The sequence below is a fragment of the Lysinibacillus sp. NPDC086135 genome (assembly GCF_044746345.1).
GTDB lineage: Bacteria > Bacillota > Bacilli > Bacillales_A > Planococcaceae > Lysinibacillus.
This window is the reverse complement of the sequence record NZ_JBIVCA010000032.1, coordinates 1-20,459: the sequence shown is the minus strand read 5'-3', so window position 1 is coordinate 20,459 and position 20,459 is coordinate 1. Positions and strand designations below refer to the sequence as shown.

General features: G+C 37.7%; 20 protein-coding genes and 8 tRNA genes. 27 read left to right on the top strand and 1 reads right to left on the bottom strand.

The window, feature by feature from the left end:
- Positions 1-168: 168 nt before the first annotated feature.
- The 7 genes from ACIPKN_RS25645 (at position 169) to ACIPKN_RS25615 (ending at position 8,135) form a co-directional block, all read left to right on the top strand.
- Positions 169-1,248 carry a D-alanine--D-alanine ligase gene (locus ACIPKN_RS25645; RefSeq protein WP_400941627.1) on the top strand — a complete coding sequence of 360 codons (1,080 nt, stop codon included), beginning with the start codon at positions 169-171 and terminating at the stop codon, positions 1,246-1,248.
- 11 nt (positions 1,249-1,259) lie between these two features.
- On the top strand, positions 1,260-2,627 hold the full coding sequence (locus ACIPKN_RS25640; protein WP_400941625.1) for a UDP-N-acetylmuramoyl-tripeptide--D-alanyl-D-alanine ligase: 1,368 nt from the start codon (positions 1,260-1,262) through the stop codon (positions 2,625-2,627).
- An 87-nt stretch (positions 2,628-2,714) separates the two neighbouring features.
- Positions 2,715-3,407, top strand: a complete 693-nt coding sequence (locus ACIPKN_RS25635) for an alpha/beta hydrolase (RefSeq protein WP_400941623.1) — start codon at positions 2,715-2,717, stop codon at positions 3,405-3,407.
- Positions 3,408-3,758: 351 nt separating this feature from the next.
- On the top strand, positions 3,759-5,282 hold the full coding sequence (cshA, locus tag ACIPKN_RS25630; protein ID WP_142508502.1) for a degradosome RNA helicase CshA: 1,524 nt from the start codon (positions 3,759-3,761) through the stop codon (positions 5,280-5,282).
- Between the two features lie 232 nt (positions 5,283-5,514).
- The gene (locus tag ACIPKN_RS25625; RefSeq protein ID WP_132361622.1) at positions 5,515-5,994 is read left to right on the top strand and encodes a PH domain-containing protein; all 480 of its coding nucleotides are present in this window, start codon (positions 5,515-5,517) and stop codon (positions 5,992-5,994) included.
- Complete coding sequence (locus ACIPKN_RS25620; RefSeq protein ID WP_400941653.1) at positions 5,987-7,453, top strand: PH domain-containing protein; 1,467 nt, start codon at positions 5,987-5,989, stop codon at positions 7,451-7,453. Before ACIPKN_RS25625 ends, ACIPKN_RS25620 begins: the two co-directional genes overlap by 8 nt.
- Before the next feature lie 106 nt (positions 7,454-7,559).
- A complete protein-coding gene (locus ACIPKN_RS25615) occupies positions 7,560-8,135 on the top strand; it encodes a GNAT family N-acetyltransferase (RefSeq protein WP_400941620.1) in 576 nt (191 codons plus the stop codon).
- 95 nt (positions 8,136-8,230) lie between these two features.
- On the opposite strand, the gene ACIPKN_RS25610 is transcribed toward ACIPKN_RS25615, so the two are convergent.
- Complete coding sequence (locus ACIPKN_RS25610) at positions 8,231-8,851, bottom strand: rhomboid family intramembrane serine protease (RefSeq protein ID WP_142508499.1); 621 nt, start codon at positions 8,849-8,851, stop codon at positions 8,231-8,233.
- 64 nt (positions 8,852-8,915) lie between these two features.
- Here ACIPKN_RS25610 and acpS point away from each other — a divergent pair, with 64 nt between their 5' ends.
- From acpS to ACIPKN_RS25510, 20 genes are all read left to right on the top strand, one after another.
- A complete protein-coding gene (gene acpS, locus ACIPKN_RS25605; protein WP_400941617.1) occupies positions 8,916-9,269 on the top strand; it encodes a holo-ACP synthase in 354 nt (117 codons plus the stop codon).
- Between the two features lie 287 nt (positions 9,270-9,556).
- Positions 9,557-10,657: a LolA family protein gene (locus ACIPKN_RS25600; RefSeq protein ID WP_400941614.1), complete on the top strand. Its 1,101-nt coding sequence runs from the start codon at positions 9,557-9,559 to the stop codon at positions 10,655-10,657.
- Between the two features lie 217 nt (positions 10,658-10,874).
- A complete protein-coding gene (gene alr / locus ACIPKN_RS25595; protein ID WP_400941611.1) occupies positions 10,875-11,996 on the top strand; it encodes an alanine racemase in 1,122 nt (373 codons plus the stop codon).
- 302 nt (positions 11,997-12,298) lie between these two features.
- Positions 12,299-12,562 (top strand): hypothetical protein, encoded by a 264-nt coding sequence (locus tag ACIPKN_RS25590; RefSeq protein ID WP_049663444.1) that lies wholly within the window; start codon positions 12,299-12,301, stop codon positions 12,560-12,562.
- A 4-nt stretch (positions 12,563-12,566) separates the two neighbouring features.
- Positions 12,567-12,917: a type II toxin-antitoxin system PemK/MazF family toxin gene (locus ACIPKN_RS25585; RefSeq protein ID WP_049663446.1), complete on the top strand. Its 351-nt coding sequence runs from the start codon at positions 12,567-12,569 to the stop codon at positions 12,915-12,917.
- Between the two features lie 483 nt (positions 12,918-13,400).
- Complete coding sequence (locus ACIPKN_RS25580) at positions 13,401-13,802, top strand: anti-sigma regulatory factor (RefSeq protein WP_400941608.1); 402 nt, start codon at positions 13,401-13,403, stop codon at positions 13,800-13,802.
- 12 nt (positions 13,803-13,814) lie between these two features.
- The gene (locus ACIPKN_RS25575; protein ID WP_400941606.1) at positions 13,815-14,810 is read left to right on the top strand and encodes a PP2C family protein-serine/threonine phosphatase; all 996 of its coding nucleotides are present in this window, start codon (positions 13,815-13,817) and stop codon (positions 14,808-14,810) included.
- Positions 14,811-14,868: 58 nt separating this feature from the next.
- Positions 14,869-15,204, top strand: a complete 336-nt coding sequence (locus tag ACIPKN_RS25570) for an STAS domain-containing protein (RefSeq protein ID WP_142508493.1) — start codon at positions 14,869-14,871, stop codon at positions 15,202-15,204.
- Positions 15,201-15,671, top strand: a complete 471-nt coding sequence (rsbW, locus tag ACIPKN_RS25565) for an anti-sigma B factor RsbW (protein ID WP_400941602.1) — start codon at positions 15,201-15,203, stop codon at positions 15,669-15,671. Before ACIPKN_RS25570 ends, rsbW begins: the two co-directional genes overlap by 4 nt.
- The gene (gene sigB, locus ACIPKN_RS25560; protein ID WP_400941599.1) at positions 15,649-16,434 is read left to right on the top strand and encodes an RNA polymerase sigma factor SigB; all 786 of its coding nucleotides are present in this window, start codon (positions 15,649-15,651) and stop codon (positions 16,432-16,434) included. The genes rsbW and sigB overlap by 23 nt, the downstream gene beginning before the upstream one ends.
- A 146-nt stretch (positions 16,435-16,580) precedes the next feature.
- Positions 16,581-18,755 carry a Tex family protein gene (locus tag ACIPKN_RS25555; RefSeq protein WP_400941596.1) on the top strand — a complete coding sequence of 725 codons (2,175 nt, stop codon included), beginning with the start codon at positions 16,581-16,583 and terminating at the stop codon, positions 18,753-18,755.
- A gap of 139 nt (positions 18,756-18,894) precedes the next feature.
- Positions 18,895-19,356 carry a SprT family protein gene (locus tag ACIPKN_RS25550; RefSeq protein WP_400941593.1) on the top strand — a complete coding sequence of 154 codons (462 nt, stop codon included), beginning with the start codon at positions 18,895-18,897 and terminating at the stop codon, positions 19,354-19,356.
- Between the two features lie 89 nt (positions 19,357-19,445).
- A tRNA-Asn gene (locus ACIPKN_RS25545) sits at positions 19,446-19,522 on the top strand.
- 1 nt (position 19,523) lies between these two features.
- Positions 19,524-19,595, top strand: a tRNA-Glu gene (locus ACIPKN_RS25540).
- Positions 19,596-19,631: 36 nt separating this feature from the next.
- Positions 19,632-19,707 (top strand) — tRNA-Asp (locus tag ACIPKN_RS25535).
- 5 nt (positions 19,708-19,712) lie between these two features.
- Positions 19,713-19,787 (top strand) — tRNA-Gln (locus tag ACIPKN_RS25530).
- A 15-nt stretch (positions 19,788-19,802) separates the two neighbouring features.
- A tRNA-Lys gene (locus tag ACIPKN_RS25525) sits at positions 19,803-19,875 on the top strand.
- A 67-nt stretch (positions 19,876-19,942) separates the two neighbouring features.
- Positions 19,943-20,028: transfer RNA gene (locus ACIPKN_RS25520), tRNA-Leu, on the top strand.
- A gap of 26 nt (positions 20,029-20,054) precedes the next feature.
- Positions 20,055-20,131: transfer RNA gene (locus tag ACIPKN_RS25515), tRNA-Arg, on the top strand.
- Positions 20,132-20,155: 24 nt separating this feature from the next.
- Positions 20,156-20,229, top strand: a tRNA-Gly gene (locus tag ACIPKN_RS25510).
- Positions 20,230-20,459: the final 230 nt, after the last annotated feature.

Here is a 20,459-nt window from a genome sequence, read left to right as displayed (position 1 = left end):
CCTTTTCAGAGGGTATCCAAACACCTATTGAAATAGAGGATCTTAGGCTAAAAACTTTACATCCTCATAAAATTTGGACGTAATTATGCCAAGGTGAAATTGATGTCATTTGTCAAGACGTTTCATGATAAACTAATAGTACTCAAGAAGTATGCGGAGGGCACAAAAATGAAAAAAAGAATCGGTTTATTATACGGTGGAAAGTCAGCGGAGCATGAGGTGTCATTATCGACAGCACGTGCAGTCACTGGAGCTTTGAATTTCGAGGAGTATGAAGTATATCCGATTTTCATTACACTTGAAGGGGAGTGGCGACGCGGCGAGCGTCTAAATAAACCTGCAAGTACAATTGAAGAATTACAATTTGGTGATGATGCCACTATTTTAGAAAATAATATTACAAATTTTTTAATGGATAAATATGGTAAAACTGTACAATTCGATGTAATTTTCCCATTACTTCATGGTACTAATGGTGAAGATGGAACTGTTCAAGGTTTACTTGAGGTTTTAAATTTGCCGTATGTAGGAAATGGTGTATTAGCATCTGCAACTGGCATGGATAAAGTAATCATGAAGCAATTATTTGAAATTGCCGGCTTACCACAAGTGCCGTATACGTACTTCATTCGTAGCGAATGGGCTAATGAACAGGAGGCTATCCTTGATCGTTGTGAAGAAAAGTTGGATTGGCCGATGTTTGTGAAACCTGCAAACTTGGGATCAAGTGTCGGAATTAACAAGGCAACAAACCGCGATGAATTAGTGAAGGCAATCGAAATCGCTTTACAGTATGATCGTAAAATTGTAATTGAGCAAGGTATTGTCGCTCGTGAAATTGAACTAGCTGTGCTAGGAAATGACTTCCCGGAAGTTTCTGTACCGGGTGAAATTAAACCAGTTACTGAATTTTATGATTATGACTCTAAATATAAAGATGGCTCAACAGCCCTTATTATTCCAGCAGAGGTTCCTAAAGATGCTGTATCAAGCTTACAGGAGCTAGCAAAGCGTGCGTTCAAAGCTATTGATGGAAGCGGTTTAGTTCGTGCGGACTTTTTTGTGACGGCCGATAACAGCATTTATATTAACGAAGTGAATACAATGCCAGGTTTTACACCTGTTAGCATGTATCCTCTTCTATGGCAGCATACAAATGTAAGCTACCCAGAGCTGATTAATCGTCTGATTACATTAGCAATTGAGCGTTTTGAAGAAAAACAACAGCTTCACTATAAAAAAGACTGAGTGGGATTATTGTGAAAAAAACATTAAAGCAGTTAGCTACATGGTTAAATGAAGATGTGCCAGCTTTTGGTGATACGGTAGTATCAGGAATTTCCATTGATACACGTACAATTCAACAAGGGGATCTGTTTGTACCATTTCGTGGTGAGACGGCCAATGGGCATAAATTTGTTCTGCAGGCTTTTGAAAAAGGAGCGGGTGCTTCTCTTTGGCAGAAAGATGAACCAAATCCACCACAAGGTGTACCATTACTCTTTGTAGATGATCCAGAAATAGCGCTTCAGCAAATGGCTCGTGCCTATCGTAGTGAGCATAAAGCGAAGTTTATTGGCATTACTGGTTCAAACGGTAAAACATCCACGAAAGATATTTTAGCGGGAACGCTAACACCATTTTTTAAAGTACAAAAGACCATTGGGAATTTTAATAATGAACTAGGTTTACCTATTACAGTTTTACAGCTAGATGAAGATACTGATGTTGCTGTGCTTGAAATGGGTATGAGTGGTTTTGGTGAAATAGAATTTTTAACGAAGCTTGCTCGTCCACATATGACGGTTATTACAAACATTGGCGAGGCTCATATGCAAGATTTAGGCTCACGTGCCGGAATCGCTAAAGCCAAATTTGAAATAATTCAAGGAATGCAACCGGATGGAGTGCTATTTTATGATGGAGATGAACCGCTACTTCAAGAACTAGTTGCGAAAGAGCAGCAGTTAAATGCAGTGGCATTTGGCTTAGAGCACTGCAATCTACTGTATGCAGACAATATTGAAGCAACTTCTGATGGTAGTGGCTTCTCTACACATGGTGTAATAGAAGGAGATTTCTTTATTTCCGTTCTCGGGAAGCACCAGGTGAAAAATACATTAGTCGCTATGTTAATTTCTCAAAAGTTAGGTTTAAACGATGACCAAATTCGTGCATCCTTAAAACAAGTAGCTCTAACGGATATGCGCATGCAACAAGTGAATGGATCAAATGGGGCATTGTTTATTAATGATGCATACAATGCTGCACCAACCTCTATGAAGGCGGCTATTCAATTTGTAGCATCGACAACGATTAGCCCAGAAAAATGGCTTGTGTTAGGTGATATGCTTGAACTTGGCCCAAATGAAAAGCATTTCCATGAAGATTTATCGAAGGATATTCATGCAGAAGAAATCGCTTATGTATGTTTATTTGGTCCACGAATGGCTTATTTGAATGAAGTCTTAAAAGAGCGTTTTGATGAGGAACATTTGCTATATGTTGAGGATGATTATACACCAATTATCGAAAAACTACAGCAAGCTAACGAGGAGTCTATCGTTTTACTAAAAGGCTCTCGGGGTATGAAATTAGAAACAATCTTACGTGCATTCACGTCATAAAATGAAATAAGGAATCGGTGGGATACTATCTCACCGATTCCTTTAAATTTTTGATTTAAATGAGTTACACATTTAGAGGTGAAAATAATGTCAGTAGGTGTTTTATGTATACATGGATTTTCAGGCGGACCTTATGAAGTAGAACCTTTTACTACCTATTTACGTACGCATACAAATTGGCTGATTGAAGAACCTACTTTGTCAGGGCATGGAGAGGAATTACAAATGCGTGGTTTCACCGCCAAGCATTGGCTAATGGATGCCGAGCTCGCTTTTCGTGCTCTTGCTAAAAAAGTAGATGAAGTAATAGTAGTTGGGTTTTCGATGGGTGGCATTATAGCGCTCTATTTAGCTAAACGTTATAAAGTGAAAAAGCTTGTATTACTAAGCGCAGCTGCCAAGTATGTCAGTCCGAAGCAACTAGTCAAAGATTTTAAAATGCTTGCCACTGAGGTGTATCATCGTAATCTGTCTAGTAATGAATTGTATTTACGATACCGGCATAAGTTTAATCATGTGCCACTATCGTCAACGATAGAATTCATGAAGCTTGTTCGAATGGTGGAGCCGTATTATAAAGATATTAAAATTCCAGTGTATATTGTACAAGGGAAATTAGACGGAATAGTACCATATCACACGGCTCAATTTTTATATGATCAAGTAACCTCAAACGATAAAACTTTGTATATTTCTGATAATGGGAAGCATCATATATGTTATGGTGAAGATTGCTCTGAATGGTTTTCTTGCGTTTTGTCGTTTTTAAAGAGTGCGTAAAGTAGTCAGATTATTACGACTCATGCGTTATCGTTGCATACGTTTTAATCCCATGTTAGACTAGTGTAAGCAATGGATACATTTTGTGCGAAGACTCTTCATAATTGATTGAAGAGTACTTTTTTTTGAACACAACGGTTTTATTCTAAAGTGAATAATTACGACAGAATCAAACCGCTCGGTAAAGACCGGGCTTTCCTTTTCATATAAGAGAGCTCTATGTGACCATCATATAGAGAAAAATTTTAAGTAACGGAAACGTTCCAAAACACAGGCTCGAATTTGCCGACAACTTCATCTGAAAATGTAACCATTTGTCAACTTAAAAGCAAAAAAAGGAGATTGAGAAGTTTGACAAATTTTTCAGAATTAAATATTAGCGAATCTACATTACGCTCAGTAAAGCGTATGGGATTTGAAGAAGCAACACCAATCCAAGAAGGTACTATTCGTTTTGCAATTGAAGGCCGTGATGTATTAGGTCAAGCGCAAACAGGTACAGGTAAAACTGCCGCTTTCGGGATTCCACTTATCGAAAAAATTGACCCAAAAAACCCTAATATCCAAGCATTAGTAATTGCTCCAACTCGTGAATTAGCGATTCAAGTTTCAGAAGAGCTATATAAAATTGGTTATGATAAACGTGTAAAATTGTTATCAGTTTACGGTGGTCAAGAAATCGGCCGTCAAATCCGTGCACTAAAAAATAAACCTCAAATTATTGTAGGTACACCTGGTCGTATAATTGACCATATTAATCGTCGTACTTTAAAATTAGAAGATGTTCAAACATTGGTACTTGATGAAGCTGATGAAATGTTAAACATGGGCTTTATCGATGATATTAATTCAATCTTAGAAAATGTGCCTTCTGAACGTCAAACATTATTGTTCTCAGCAACAATGCCACCAGCAATCCGTAAAATTGCTGAGACATTTATGCGTGATCCAGAAATCGTAAAAATTAAAGCGAAAGAACTAACAGTTGATAACATCGATCAATATTTTGTGAAGTCTGCTGAGCGTGAAAAATTCGACATTTTATCTCGTTTATTAAACGTTCACCAACCAGAACTTGCTATCATCTTTGGACGTACAAAACGTCGCGTGGATGAGCTTGCACAAGCATTATCAATTCGTGGTTATCTTGCTGAAGGGATTCATGGTGATTTAAGCCAAGCAAAACGTATTTCAGTATTACGTCAATTTAAAGAAAATAAAATTGATATTCTTGTGGCAACAGATGTAGCTGCTCGTGGGCTTGATATTTCTGGTGTAACACATGTTTATAACTTCGATATTCCTCAAGATCCTGAGTCTTATGTTCACCGTATTGGTCGTACAGGCCGTGCAGGTAAATCAGGTCTTGCGGTAACGTTTGTAACGCCACGCGAAATGGGTTACTTACGTATTGTAGAAGAAACAACGAAAAAACGTATGACACCACTTCGTCCACCAACAACTGACGAAGCTCTAGTTGGTCAACAACGCCTATCTGTGGAGACATTAGAAGGTCTAATTGCGAACAACGACTTAGGTGATTATCGTACACTTGCGACAGAATTACTTGAAAACCATGATGCAATCGATGTCGTAGCTGCTGCACTTCGTTCATTAACAAAAGAGCCAGATGATTCGCCAGTAACAATTACTGAAGAACGTCCATTACCAATGCGTCGTGAGCGTTCTAGCAATCGCGGCGGAGATCGTGGACGCGGCGGCAACCGTAGCTCTAACGGACGTCGTGATGGAGGACGTGGCGGAGATCGTCGTGGAGGACGTGGCGGAGAACGTCGAGATGGCGGACGCCGTGATGGAGGTCGCCGTGAAGGTGGACAAGGTCGTTCACGTGCACCACGTCGTCACGAAGATTAATTTTATCTTCATCAAAATGATTAAATCTTACAGTCAAATGACTGTAAGGTTTTTTTTTACTTATTTCAGCGGGTGTCCAAGCACCCGCTGAAATAGAGGAACTCAGTCTAACGACTTGTGGCAATTTATCTGCGCGACAGCGGTAATTACGCTAAGGTGAAAATTGCTATAATTTTGAAACAAAATGATAACTGATTACGTATACGTAATTAAAGAAAGAGAGGGAACGACTTTGAGAACAGAACCAATGCATATGATTTCTAGGAAAGGGTTAACAGTGTGGCGTTTATATGGTGTATTGCAAACGATATTACTTTTGATTGTAGCGGCGTTTGCATGCTACGGCACTTATTATTATGAATGGCCATCATATATTTATTTCATTGCAGTTGCTGTAGTCATTCTTAGTGCTGTCCTATCCACTTATTTATTTCCAAAGATAAGATGGGAACGCTGGCGCTATGAGGTGCGTGACAATGAGATTGAAGTGCAACATGGTTTATTTGTTGTTAAACGAACACTTATTCCAATGGTGCGCGTACAGCATGTTGATACAACACAAGGACCGATATTAAAAAAATATGGTTTAGGTAATATTTCAATATCTACAGCTGCAACTGTACATACAATTCCTGCACTTGTAATGGACGAAGCTGATAGGCTTCGTGCACGTATTTCGGAATTAGCAAGGGTGGCGGAAGATGATGTCTAAGGAAATTAATCGTTTACATCCGATATCGGCAATTATTACAAGTGCAAAAGCATTAAAGAGTATGATTTTCCCGTTAATTATTATTATTGCAACTAATGGATTTCACTTCTCTTTGAATTTTCATAGTGATCATTTTTGGCGGACGATTTTCTTATTCGGTATATGGGGAGTAGGGGCTATACTTGCGCTTGTTAGTGGCATTGTTAAGTGGCGTACCTTTGTATATTGGTTTGAAGATGGAGAACTGCGTGTAAAGTACGGTTTGTTCGTTAAAAAGAAACGTTATATCCCATTTGAACGTATTCAGAGCTTAAATTACAATGAGGGTATTTTTCATAGAATATTTGGCTTAGTAAAAGTTCAGGTTGAAACTGCGGGGAGTAAGGACAGAAAACCTGAGGTAGAGTTAACGGCTATACGTAAGGCAGCGGCAGATATTATAGAGCTAGAAATGCGTCGTGCTAAGAATCAAGTAAATGAACAGATGAATGATGAACAGTCGCTAATAGAGGAAGTGTCAGTTCCAACTATTTATCATATGTCGATACGTGATTTGCTTATATTGGCCATAACTTCAGGTGGAATTGGGGTCGTTCTATCCGGGGTAGCAGCAATCATCTCTCAGTTTTCGGATATAATTCCGTATGAGGAAATCTTTAGCGAGTTAGCTGATTTTGCGAAAATTGGTGCATTTTTAGTTGCACTAACAGTAATAGTCAGCCTAATTCTGGCATGGTTTGTGTCATTTGTGATTACACTGATCAATTATTACGAATATACAGTTCGAATTGAAGATGAAAAGCTTATTATTACAAAAGGACTAATTGAGAAAAAACGAATTACTTTACCGTTAAATAGAATTCAGGCGATTCGTATTGTAGAGAATCCAGTACGTCAATTATTTGGCTATGCAACAGTTGTTGTTGAGAGTGCTGGAGGAAATGGTGGAGAAGGAAATGATAAAAAAATTACTCTGTTCCCACTTATTCAGAAGCAAGATTGTTTGGGAACGCTAGAGCAACTTTTCCCACAGATAAATTGGCGTCCAGAATTTATTTATTCACCAGAACGAGCTCGTCCATTTTTTTACCGAATTGATTTTGTTTGGCTCATACCTATAATTGGTGCGTGTAGTTATTTCTTATATCCGTATGGGTTGCTTTCGTTATTATTAATGCCATTAACAATATTAATTGGTGTTTGGCAACATAAATCAGCTGGTTATATGATCGATGGAAAGCAACTAACTATGCAATATCGTGTGTTCAGTCGTACTACATTCTTTATGGAGAAAAAACGCATACAATCTATTGAGACTACTCAAAGCTATTTCCAAAAAAGAAAGGGTGTTATGTCTGTAAAAGCAACGGTCATGTCGGGCATGACTGGTATGGCAGGGAATGTACGAAACTTAGAGCAGCAAGATGCTGAAACAATATTATCTTGGTACGAACATTAAAAGTAAGAATTTGGATGATTCTCATAAATAATAGGAGAATTATCCCTTTTTAACTATAATTATGTAAAAATTCTGTTTATAATAGAGAGCAAAAGGGGTGGTAATTTTGTTTAAGTATGATATTAATAAGAACACGTATTTAAAATTGTTGGATTTAAGTGACGTAGATGAATTATTCGCGTTGACGGATCGTTCCAGAGATACGTTGCGTGAATGGTTACCTTTTGTAGATGATGTGAAAACAGTAGAGGATACAGAGCGATTTGTAAGAGGTGCGATGCAACAATATGCAGATAATAATGGCTTACAAGCGGGGATATATTATGAGGGGAAGCTTGCGGGAGTGATTGGCTATCATCAAGTGAATTGGCAGCATAAATGGACAAGTATTGGATATTGGTTAGGGAACGAATTTGTTGGTAAGGGCTTAGTGACAAATTCTATGAAAGCATTTATTGATTATGCCTTTAACTATTTAACATTAAATCGCATTGAAGTGCGAGTAGCGGTAGGGAATATTCGGAGTCGTACGATTCCAAAAGTGTTAGGTTTTCATGAAGAGGGACGTTTAAGAGATGCTGAGTGGCTATATGATCATCATGTAGACCAAGTTGTCTATGGCTTAACAACAGTTGAATGGAAAAAAATAAAAGCAGCGAAAGAGGATACGGTCGCACTTTGAAATAAAATTGACGAATTGCCTATCATTCTAGTATAAAATAAGAGGAGCAATCCGTGATGATAGCTTATCACGGAGAAGAGCTCCTCTTGTACGTATTACTTACCCGCCATCTTTTGTTTACGCCAGCTTATAATTCTTTTTGGATGTAAGTAAACGAGTCCAAGAAGGAATCCTGCTACTAAGCCACCTAAGTGAGCATAGACATTCACATTTGACTGTAGGAAAGTCATGATAACACTGATCACAATGATGGGCAAAATAAGTTTACGCAGCATCGGCATTGTACGACGTGTATAGTAGACAAGCGCTCCGAAAGCACCGAATATTCCGAAAACAGCTCCACTTGCACCAAGACTTCCATAGCTACTATCATAAAGTAAATAGGTTGCCATGTTGCCGACAATACCAGACATTAAATAAATTGTAATAAAACGAACCTTGCCAGCAATTCTTTCAAGCTCTGGTCCGAATAAATACAGTGAAAACATATTAAAGAAAACGTGCAAAAAGCCAGCATGTAAAAACATTGCAGTAAAAACACGCCACCATTCACCAGAGCGTATAAGGAAGTTCGCTGGAACTCCGTATTTCAATACATTTTCGCCTACTCCAGGTAAAATAGTTAGTACATAAACAAATAAATTAACCGCTATTAATGTTGAAACAATCGGATAATACTTTGTATATTGCTTAAAATTTTCTGTTCTACTAAACATAACTCCACCTCAATTTACAATTATTATACATGGCTTTTTAGAAATAGGAAAAGGAGAAGTTCAAATGATTAAAGGAATTGGTCTCGACATTGTAGAAATTGACCGTATTGCAAAAGCAATGAAAAGAACAAATAAATTTAAAGATCGCATTTTAACTGAAAAGGAAAGCGTTTTGTTTGATGCACATTCAGAAACTCGTAAGATTGAATTTTTAGCTGGAAGATTCGCTGCAAAAGAAGCATTTTCAAAGGCATTAGGAACTGGTATTGGTGAAGAATGTAAGCTTCATGATATGGAAGTTTTAAGAGGGGAAGCTGGAAACCCGGTTTTATATTTCAAAGGACAGCTTGCGAATGGGTTTGTAAGTATAACACATTCTAAGCAATACGCTGCGGCACAAGTAATATTATTACAATAAATAATGATAAACAAAGCTTGCGCCATATAAAATATTAAAAAAGCTCATCACTAAAAGTTGTGGATGACATTATTAAAACGTCTGCCATTTAGATAAGTTAATTGGCGTGAAGACTGAACGCTCTCATTCGGAGCGGGAATCAACCCTACGTTATGGTAATAGGCTATTAAAAAGAAAAATAAATTTCTGAGTGAAGATAAATATATTGCCCTTGTTCAAATGACATAACTGACAAATACGGTTCATATATTGTCGTAGTGGATTTGAAAGAAGGAAAGGGTGAAAGCGTGGGCAACCGAATAGTTAAATGGCTCGTCTTATTTTGTACGATATTACTTTTATCGGCATGTGGTACAGACTCACAGGAAAAAGTGTTGAAGAAAGTTAATGGGAAATGGGCAGAATCAAATGGTTATGAGTTGAATGCTACGATGGAGATTAAATCTGGTGGAGATCCAAAAAAATATGATGTAAAAGTTTGGCATACGAAACCTGATTTCTATCGCGTAGAAGTAGTAGAAAGTGGGAAAGATGTTTCGCAAATGATAGTGCGAAATGCAGATGGAGTTTTTGTTGTTACGCCTACATTAAACAAAATGTATAAATTCCAAAGTGATTGGCCAAAGAAAAATAGTCAAGCTTATTTAATAGGTGCACTAGCAGAAGATTTAGCTCAAGATAAAAATTTAGTCATGAAAGAAGAGGACAAAGCATATATATTTGAAGCGGCTACTAGAAATAGCTATAAAAATAGTATGCCCCATCAAGTTATAACAGTTGATAAGAAAACAATGCTTCCAACTTCCGTAGTAATAATGAATGATGTAAAAGAAGAACAAATCCGTATCACATTTAAAAATATTAAATTAGGTGTTCAACACGCGGCTAAAGAGTATGCAGTTGAGCAATTTACAGAATCGGATGAAACAAAAGGTGAACAAGCTACACCACCAGAAAAAGATAAAAAAGACAACAAAGACGGTAAGGAGAGCAACAATAACCCGAATGGAAATGAAGAGAAAAAGGCAGTAAGTGCAGAAGCCGAAAATAAAGAGTTCCAAACACACTACCCTGTTGTAAATTTAGAAAATACGAAGATGGTGGATGAGAAAGTTATGCGAGAGGGTGGAATGGATCGTGTCATCTTAACATTCGACGGTGATAAGCCATTTACGGTCATGCAACAGCCAGTTACGAAAGAGGCTGCTATGTTGCCAGTATCGTCTCCTGGTGATCCGGTAGATTTAGGCTTTACGATTGGTGCAATTACCGATACCTCTATTAGCTGGGAAAAGGATGGTGTTGAATTCTTTGTAGCCTCTAGTAAATTGACTCGTGAAGAAATGGTGCAAGTAGCCACTTCTATGACAATAGGTAGTATGAAATAATTTTTCTAGCTACAGCTTTCTAGATGGAAAGCTGTAGCTGGTTAAGTAAAATAGTACAGTTTTGAAGAAAATTAACACTGTTTAGAAGTTGTTAAGTCATATATGATAAAAGTTAAAGGAAATTAGTTTAAAATAGAATAATATATGTAAAAATAGCGTATAAAAGGAAATTTATTCAATACATATTGTTTTAATAAAAAATAAAGAGGGTATTCTAATGGAGACACAGCAATATTTTAGACCAACTAAAGCAGTAGTAGACTTACAAGCAATTCAACAAAACGTAAAAAATTTGAAAAAGCTACTTCGACCAAATGTTCAAATTATAGCTGTCGTAAAGGCAAATGCATACGGTCACGGAGATGTAGCCGTTGCAAAAGCAGCACTTGAGGCAGGTGCAACAATGCTTGCAGTGGCAACGCCCGACGAAGCATTACATATTCGAGCACATTTTGAAGAGCCAGACATACTAATATTAGGTGCCTCTCCAGTTTCATTTGCACCATATGCTGCCCAGCAGCGCATTATTCTTACGGCATTTGCAAGTGAATGGGTACAGCAAGCAGCACCTTTCTTAGCTAATGAAGCAAAACCTTTACGACTACATATTAAAGTAGATAGCGGAATGGGCAGAATTGGCGTTCGTTCAGAGCAAGATTTATTGGATCTATATCAAACAATACAGAATACAGTGAATGTGGAGCTTGATGGGATATTTACACATTTTGCGACTGCGGATGAGGAGGATACTTCATACTTTGATAGACAAGTACAATTTTTTGAGAAATGTGTAACTACATTGCCTGAAAAACCTAGACTTGTGCATGCATCAAACACGGCTACATCTTTAGTAAAAGATGCGCATTTACAATTTGATGCTGTTAGATATGGAATATCGATGTATGGATTATCACCATCTTCTTATGTAGAAGGTATTTTACCATTTCCGTTACAGCCAGCGTTTTCGCTTGAGAGTGAGCTTGTTCATGTGAAACAGTTACAAGCAGGTGATTCGGTAGGCTATGGAGCTACTTTTGAGGCTCCTTCGGATATGTGGATAGGAACAATACCAGTAGGCTATGCTGATGGAGTAATTCGTAAATTAGGTGGACAAGAAGTACTAATTGATGGACAAAGAATGCCGATTGTTGGACGAATTTGTATGGATCAATGTATGGTTGCCTTGCCTAAAGCATATGCTATAGGTGAGAAAGTAACACTCATTGGTCGTCAAGGACATGATGTTATTTCAATGAATGAATGGGCAGCAAAGCTTGAAACCATTAATTATGAAGTACCATGCATTATTACAGCGAGAGTTCCTAGAGTATACATTTAATCTGTAGATTCAATCTAAAAAAGTACTTAAGGTTTAAATTAGGATAAATGAATATTATATTTAAACACTAAACAACTTGGTAAATAACAATATAAAAGATTTACTAAGAAGCTGAGTCATTCATATTTTGTGATGAATTGCAAGGTGAATTAATCGGCATATACCTTCGACAACCTACATATTTTTACAACTTGGACTTTAAATTGTCAGATATTTTGTCATTTCGTGTCTTTTCAACAATATCTTTCAATGGTAGAATGGGTAGTAATGAAAAGTGGATGGTTCCGTTGGAGGTGCTTGCTGTGTACGAGAAAAAGTTAAGAGAAGCTACAATTGCTGTTCAGGATAGACTGTTTCTACAAACAAAGGAAGTAATTGAGAGTGAATCTTTTGCGCGTATTTTGTCGCGCAAAGTTTTAATGCAGGAGCAACCAAATCAAATACGGGAAGCTATGATGAAAGGATATGTTGAAATGTCTCATATAAATCTGAGTATTGCAAGTGAATGCTTGCATGCAGAATATGAAGCACAACATACGGTGGAGCGTCTCGTTAGCGGGGGATGACACTTTGAATGTAAAACGTGGTGACGTTTTTTTTGCAGATTTATCGCCGGTAGTTGGGTCCGAGCAAGGGGGCACAAGGCCGGTGCTGATTATTCAAAATGATATTGGCAATCGATTTAGTCCGACTGTCATCATCGCAGCTATCACTGCACAGATTCAAAAAGCAAAATTACCGACACACGTTGAAATTAATGCTGAAAAGTATGGTTTTGAACGTGATTCGGTTATTCTGCTTGAGCAGGTGCGGACGATTGATAAGTCAAGATTGACAGATCGTATTACACAACTTGACCATGCGTTGATGGAAAAAGTTGATGGTGCATTGATGATTAGTTTAGGGCTTGTTAAATTTTGATATACATATGTGTATAGTGGCATCGAGATGGATTTTCATCTCGATGCTTATTTATTTTTATTCAGTAATGTTTTCTGTGCGAAAGCGAAGCGACAGCAACAAATGTTTTCTGTGCGAAAGCGAAGCGACAGCAACAATTACGCCAAGGCGAAATTGGTACTGTACTCTCAAATACTTTATTACCATAAATTGAAATCGTTATTCAAAAATGGTATTAATAGATTTAAGATATACTCAAGATCTATATTTTGAATAGATTTTTGAAAAAATATCGAGAGAATTAAGAAAATATAAGTAGAACTTTATCTTCGTTCAGCAACGGGTGTTTGTTTGTGCGAAAGCGTAGTGTTAACGTAGCGACGCAACAACAACGATAAATGTTTTTGTAGCAACAGTGCAATTACGCCATGGTAAAAATTGATAAGCTGATCTGAAAAATTAAAGTGTAAGAGTATAACTCCGAAAGGAATTGGGGGGGCAACAGTGACAATTAAGTCTTCGGTTGAAATTATTACTGAGTGGGATATAGTAGCAGCGAGACAACTGGGGCGTGACGAAGCGAAGGCGCTTGGATTTGACACTGTTGATCAGGCACGAATCACCACAGCTATAAGTGAACTAGCCCGAAATATATATTTATATGCAAGGATAGGTGTCATTGAAATTGAAAAAGTTGAAACAGACACTGAGAAGAAAATAATTGTTATTGCAACTGATCAGGGCCCAGGAATAGACGATGTTCGGAAAGTGATGGAGGATGGCTACTCCACTTCGGGAGGGCTCGGTGCAGGTTTACCAGGCGTTAATCGATTGATGGACAATATGGTTATTCAATCGGTTATGGGAGAAGGAACAACGATAAGAGCTGAAAAATGGCAGCGTTAGGATGTGAAATTTTTGGAACATTTAGAATCTCAATATAAAAAGATTTTGGCGGATTATATGACCGATCAAACTGAAAAGAATTTGTATATTGCTCAAAATTTCACTCGCCAGGTAATCCAAAAGAATATACCTCCAGAGGATGTTGTCAGTGTTCATAAAAACGCAGTTGAGAAACTATTTCCACGTAGAATGAGTGAAGAACAGCTTGCATATGATTTTCTTATCGAGGTTATGGTGCATTATGGAATGGCTCATAGGGAGCACCAAAGTTTATTACAAAAACAAGCAGAGTATGAAATGGAAATGAAAATCGCTACAAACATTCAGAAAACATTACTTAAAACAGACGTACCACAACTTGCAAGTATTGATATAGGAATGATATCTATTCCCAAACGGAAGATGAATGGAGATTATGTACATTTTTTATACAATCGAGAGGATTATTTGAGTGTAGCTGTGACAGATGTGGTAGGTAAAGGTGTTCCCGCTGCATTATGTATGTCAATGGTGAAATACGGTCTTGAAACGTTAGAACATGCATATAAAGATCCTTCATATGTATTAGAGGTCATCAATCGAGTAATTGAAAAGAGTGTAGACGACAGTATGTTCGTTTCTATGTTTTACGGTTGCTTGGATATGCGAAAGAGCATTTTTTCTTATGCTTCTGCAGGTCACGAACCGGCTCTCCATTATTGCGCTAAACATAATCAATTTTTTCCTTTGGAATCGACAGGATTATTACTTGGGGTGTTACCAGAAACGAAATATTCGTACAAAGAAATTGTTTTAGAAGAAAATGATATCGTAATAATGATGACGGATGGTGTTACGGAATTCAGAACGCATGATGAAATGAATTCACGAAAGGTCATTACATCGCTATTATTGGAAAATAAATACTTATCAGCTCAACAATTATGTAATCTCCTTTATAAACAAATTGAAGAAATACAGGATTTTAAACTATCTGATGATTTTACAGTTGTGATTATAAAAAAATAGGGTTTCAACCTTTGTAATTACGGGAATAGAGTTAACAAATATGGTGGAGGTGTGCTGTATGGATATGTCGATACACTTTAAAGAACTAGATAATAAATTATACGGATTTATTGAGGGCGAAATAGATACTTATACTGCTTCACGTCTTAGGGAGGAATTAGAGGCAGTGAAAATTACTGAAGGATTAGAAATAGTACTTAATTTATCAAAAGTCAATTATATGGATAGTACAGGGTTAGGTATTTTTGTTGCCTTTTATAAAAGAACGTTACGTGAAAATGGAAAAGTTAAACTTGTAGGTTTGTCGAATAGATTACAAAGGTTGTTTGAAATTACTGGTTTAAGCGATTTAATGGATATTGAAACTGATAAAAAGGTGGAATTACGAAGATGAAGGAATTTGATTATATTGAGATAAGGGTTCCTGCAAAACCGCAATTTGTCAGTGTGATTCGATTGACGGTTTCTGGCTTAGCTAGTCGTGTTGGGTTTAATTATGATGATATTGAGGATTTAAAAATTGCAGCAAGTGAAGCGGTAACGAATGTTGTACATCATGCATATAAGGACGAAGAAGAAGGAGAAATCGTCATTGGTTGCGCTTTGTATGAAAATAAAATAGAAATGATGATTGCAGATTACGGCAGTAGTTTCAATTTTGAGGAAATCAAGTCGAAAGTTGGTCCGTATCATCCTGAAGAGGGGATTGCGGGTCTACGAGAAGGTGGTTTAGGGCTTTATTTAATGGAAACTTTGATGGATGAGGTGATGATAAATAACGATGGTGGCGTAACTGTTTTCATGACAAAGTATGTTGCTAGAGAGCAGGTGGAAAAAAATGTCGAAAGAATCACCACATAAAACTTCGTCCAAGGAAGATATATTAAGGTGGATTGCGTTGTATCAATTAACAGAGGATGATGAAGCACTAACAAATTTAGTGATGCATTATCAATATTTAGTTGAGTCCATTGCACGCAAATATTCGAATGGTAAATCTCATTATGATGATATTGCTCAAGTAGGTATGCTGGGGTTGCTAGGTGCAATTAGACGTTTTAATCCTAATGTTGGTTGGAGCTTTGAAGCATTTGCTGTACCAACGATTGTTGGGGAAATTAAGCGCTTTTTACGTGATAAAACTTGGGATGTTCATGTACCAAGGCGAATAAAAGAACTAGGGCCGCGCATTAAAGCAACAGTGGAAGCGTTGATAATTGAGTTGCAGCGTTCTCCATCTATTAAGGAGATCGCGGATCAATTAGAAGTGGAAGAAGAAGAGGTTTTAGAGGCTATGGAGATGAGCCGTAGTTATCATGCTCTTTCTATGGATCACTCAGTAGAGTCAGATTCTGACGGTAGCACAGTAACGTTATTAGATATGATGGGTAAAGAAGATGATGGCTTTGAATTGACTAATAAAAGAATGATTGTTTCTGACGCTATGAGTATTTTAGATGAGAGAGAAAGAGAGATAATTCAGCTTACATATTTAGAACAACTCACTCAAAATGAAGTTGGGGAACGATTAGGGATTTCTCAAATGCATGTATCAAGAATACAAAGGAAGGCAATAAAAAAGTTACAGGAATTTATCTTAGTAAGTGATGGTGTTTCGCTCTGAAATTTTTGGGGCGAGGTGGCTGTTCCAGACACAATTTTGCTAAAGTATAATTGATTGAATAGTTTACTCTTCTTTTAGAGTAGACTATTTTTTTGCAATTTTAGTAAAGTGTAATGGTAAAATGAAAAGAAAAAGGTAGTGATGATGTGGAACAAAAGCAAATATTACAACTCATTGCAAAGGATGTAGCTATTAAGCCAGGTCAAGCTGATGCTGTTATTAAATTATTAGAAGAAGGAAATACCGTGCCATTTATTGCACGTTATCGAAAAGAAGCTACTGGGTCCCTTGATGAGGTACAGATTAAAGCTGTAGAGGATCGTTATCACTACATACAGCAGCTTGAACAACGCAAAGAAGAGGTTATACGATTAATTCAGGAGCAAGATAAACTAACACTTGAATTAGAACAAGCTATTCAAGCAGCAACTGTTTTACAGCGTGTAGAGGATTTATATCGACCTTATAAACAAAAACGCCGAACAAAGGCAACGATAGCGAAAGAAAAAGGGTTAGAACCTCTTGCAGATCTTTTATTAGAGTATCGTAGTGATGCTTTAGAACAATTAGCAATGGCTTTCGTAGATGAGGAGAAAGTTGCTAATGTAGAGGATGCGCTAGCTGGGGCTCGAGATATTTTAGCTGAGCGCTTTGCTGATGAAGCGGCAATCCGTGAAAAAATTCGTACGTATTCCTGGAAAGATGGAGTACTCGTAACAAGTGTCAAGAATGCAGAGGCAGACGACAAAAACGTTTTCGAAATGTATTACGAATATGAAGAGCCAGTAAATCGTATTGTTCCACACCGTATTTTAGCTGTAAATCGTGGTGAGAAAGAAGAAATAATAAAAGTAGCGATTCATGTATCAATAGATCGAGTATTGATGATTATGTGGAAGGAATGGATTCCTGCAACAGGTTCTTCACCCGCAATTGCCGAGGTGAAGTTAGCGATTGAGGATTCGTACAAGCGTTTAATTCAGCCTTCTATAGAACGAGAGTTACGAAATGAACTTACTGAAAAGGCAGAGACTCAGGCTATCCACATTTTCTCTGAAAATTTGCGTAATCTTTTATTACAGCCTCCAATGAAAGGGAAGTATGTATTGGGTGTTGATCCGGCGTACCGTACAGGTTGTAAGTTAGCTGTTGTAGATGAAACTGGGAAAATGTTAGAGGTTACAGCCATTTATCCACATCCGCCAAAGCCAGATGTAGCAAAATCGAAAGCGGTTGTGAAAGAGATTTTAGCAAAATACCCAATAACTATAATTGCTATTGGTAATGGTACTGCCTCACGCGAAACAGAACAGTTTATAGCAGATGTATTGAATGAGCTTGAAACTGATACGGCCTACGTTATTGTCAATGAAGCAGGGGCATCTGTTTATTCAGCGTCTGAAATTGCCCGTGCAGAGTTTCCTGATTTACAGGTAGAACAGCGTAGTGCGGTTTCTATTGCGCGTCGTTTGCAAGACCCGTTGTCGGAGTTAGTTAAAATTGAGCCTAAAGCAGTTGGAGTAGGTCAGTATCAGCATGATGTCTCTCAAAAGAAATTGACGGAGTCCTTAACATTTATAGTAGAGACAGCTGTAAACCAAGTCGGTGTTGATGTTAATACAGCTTCAGCTTCCCTACTGCAATACGTTTCTGGATTATCTAAAACGGTTGCGGAGAATATTGTGAAGGTACGAGAGGAAACTGGACAATTTACTACACGTGCTCAACTAAAGAAAATTCCACGACTTGGTGCTAAAACATATGAACAAGCAATTGGTTTCTTACGTGTTCCAGAAGCAAAAAATGCATTTGACGCTACGGGCATTCACCCTGAAAGCTATAGTGTAGCCGAGCAGATTTTAAAGGTAGCACAAATTGATAAAAAAGAGCTTGGGATGCAGAAGGCAGAGGAGGCTATTGCAAAATTAGATGTAGAAAAATTAAGTGGAGTTTTAGATATTGGAGTTGTCACAATTCAGGATATCGTGGATACATTAATGAAACCAAGTCGCGATCCACGCGATGCATTCCCTCAGCCTCTGCTGAAAACAGATGTATTAAAAATGGAAGATTTACAAGTTGGGATGGAATTGCAAGGTACAGTGAGAAACGTAGTTGATTTTGGAGCGTTTGTAGATATTGGCGTGAAGCAGGATGGGCTTGTGCATATTTCAAAGTTACAAAAAAGACGTATTAAACATCCATTAGAGGTTGTTGCTCTCGGTGACATTGTGACGGTTTGGGTAGAACAAATAGATGTCAAAAAAGGGCGCATTTCACTAACGATGCTACCACCTAAAGATCAAACTATTGAAGCGTAATTAATTTTGCATTGGCGTAATTGTAGCAGACGCTTCGCTTTCGGTACAGATAAATTACTATCCGTTAATGCGGGATAAATAAATACCACACTGTCTATACTACGCAGTGTGGTATCTTATTGTTAGAGGTGATATAGCTATGAACAATGAGGAACTACAAAGTCTTGTTAGTCGAATATCATTAGAAAGTTTCCAGAAGCCATTCATGCATCGAGCATATTTTAATTCAAGGCTACGTTCAACAGGTGGACGTTATCTTTTGCAATCGCATAATATTGAAGTTAATCCAAAAGCTTATGAATTGTATGGTATTAGCGAAATAGAAGGTATAGTTCGACACGAATTATGTCATTATCATTTACACTTGGAAGGCAAAGGGTATCAGCATCGAGACAAAGATTTTCGAGAGCTATTAATAAAAGTGAACGCTCCTCGTTTTTGCTCAGTATTGCAAATCTCTAAAATATCTCAGAAAAAACAACGTCGCCTTTATACATATACATGTGTAAAATGCCAACAATTATATGTAAGAAAAATTAGAATGAATGTGGGAAAATACTGTTGTAGCAAGTGTTTAGGACGTTTAAAACTAGTGGAATGAAAAAAATAATAAAAAAGGGTTGACGTTCATTATAGATGTCTCTATAATAGTAAAAGTCGACAAGATAACGACGATAAAATATGAATTATTCCGAAGTAGCTCAGTTGGTAGTAGCACCTGACTGTTAATCAGGTTGTCGCAGGTTCGAGTCCTGCCTTCGGAGCCATGGCCCCTTGGTCAAGTGGTTAAGACACCGCCCTTTCACGGCGGTAACACGGGTTCGAATCCCGTAGGGGTCATTTTGTTATTTTAATTCATAAAAGTATAGTAATATTGGTCCCGTGGTGTAGCGGTTAACATGCCTGCCTGTCACGCAGGAGATCGCCGGTTCGATCCCGGTCGGGACCGCCACTTATTGGGGTATAGCCAAGCGGTAAGGCAACGGATTTTGATTCCGTCATGCCTAGGTTCGAATCCTAGTACCCCAGCCATTCATATCTTAATTTGAGCCATTAGCTCAGTTGGTAGAGCATCTGACTTTTAATCAGAGGGTCGAAGGTTCGAGTCCTTCATGGCTCATCATTTTAAGAAAAAAGGTTGACTTTTTGAATTGTCGTAGTATAATAAAAAAAGTTCCTAATTGAATGCGGTCGTGGCGGAACGGCAGACGCGCTAGGTTGAGGGCCTAGTGGGGGCAACCCCGTGGAGGTTCAAGTCCTCTCGGCCGCACCAAGTCAGTTTATGAATTTATATATTATGCGCCCGTAGCTCAATTGGATAGAGCGTCTGACTACGGATCAGAAGGTTATGGGTTCGACTCCTGTCGGGCGCGCCATTTTAAATAAATACAATTTACCATGCGGGTGTAGTTTAATGGTAAAACCTCAGCCTTCCAAGCTGATGTCGTGAGTTCGATTCTCATCACCCGCTCCAAATATTTTTTAAAAACTTGTTGACATACAAAATTTTATATTGTATGATATAAAAGTTGTCGCTACAAGATAATGACATGAACCTTGAAAACTGAACAAGCAAAACGTAATCAATAAAGTTTTTACTAGCTAACCTTGAGTTAGTGAACGAAACAAAATTTTGGACATCAAACATGATGCCAGCAAAACAATTTGAGCTAATCAAATTTCTTTTTATGGAGAGTTTGATCC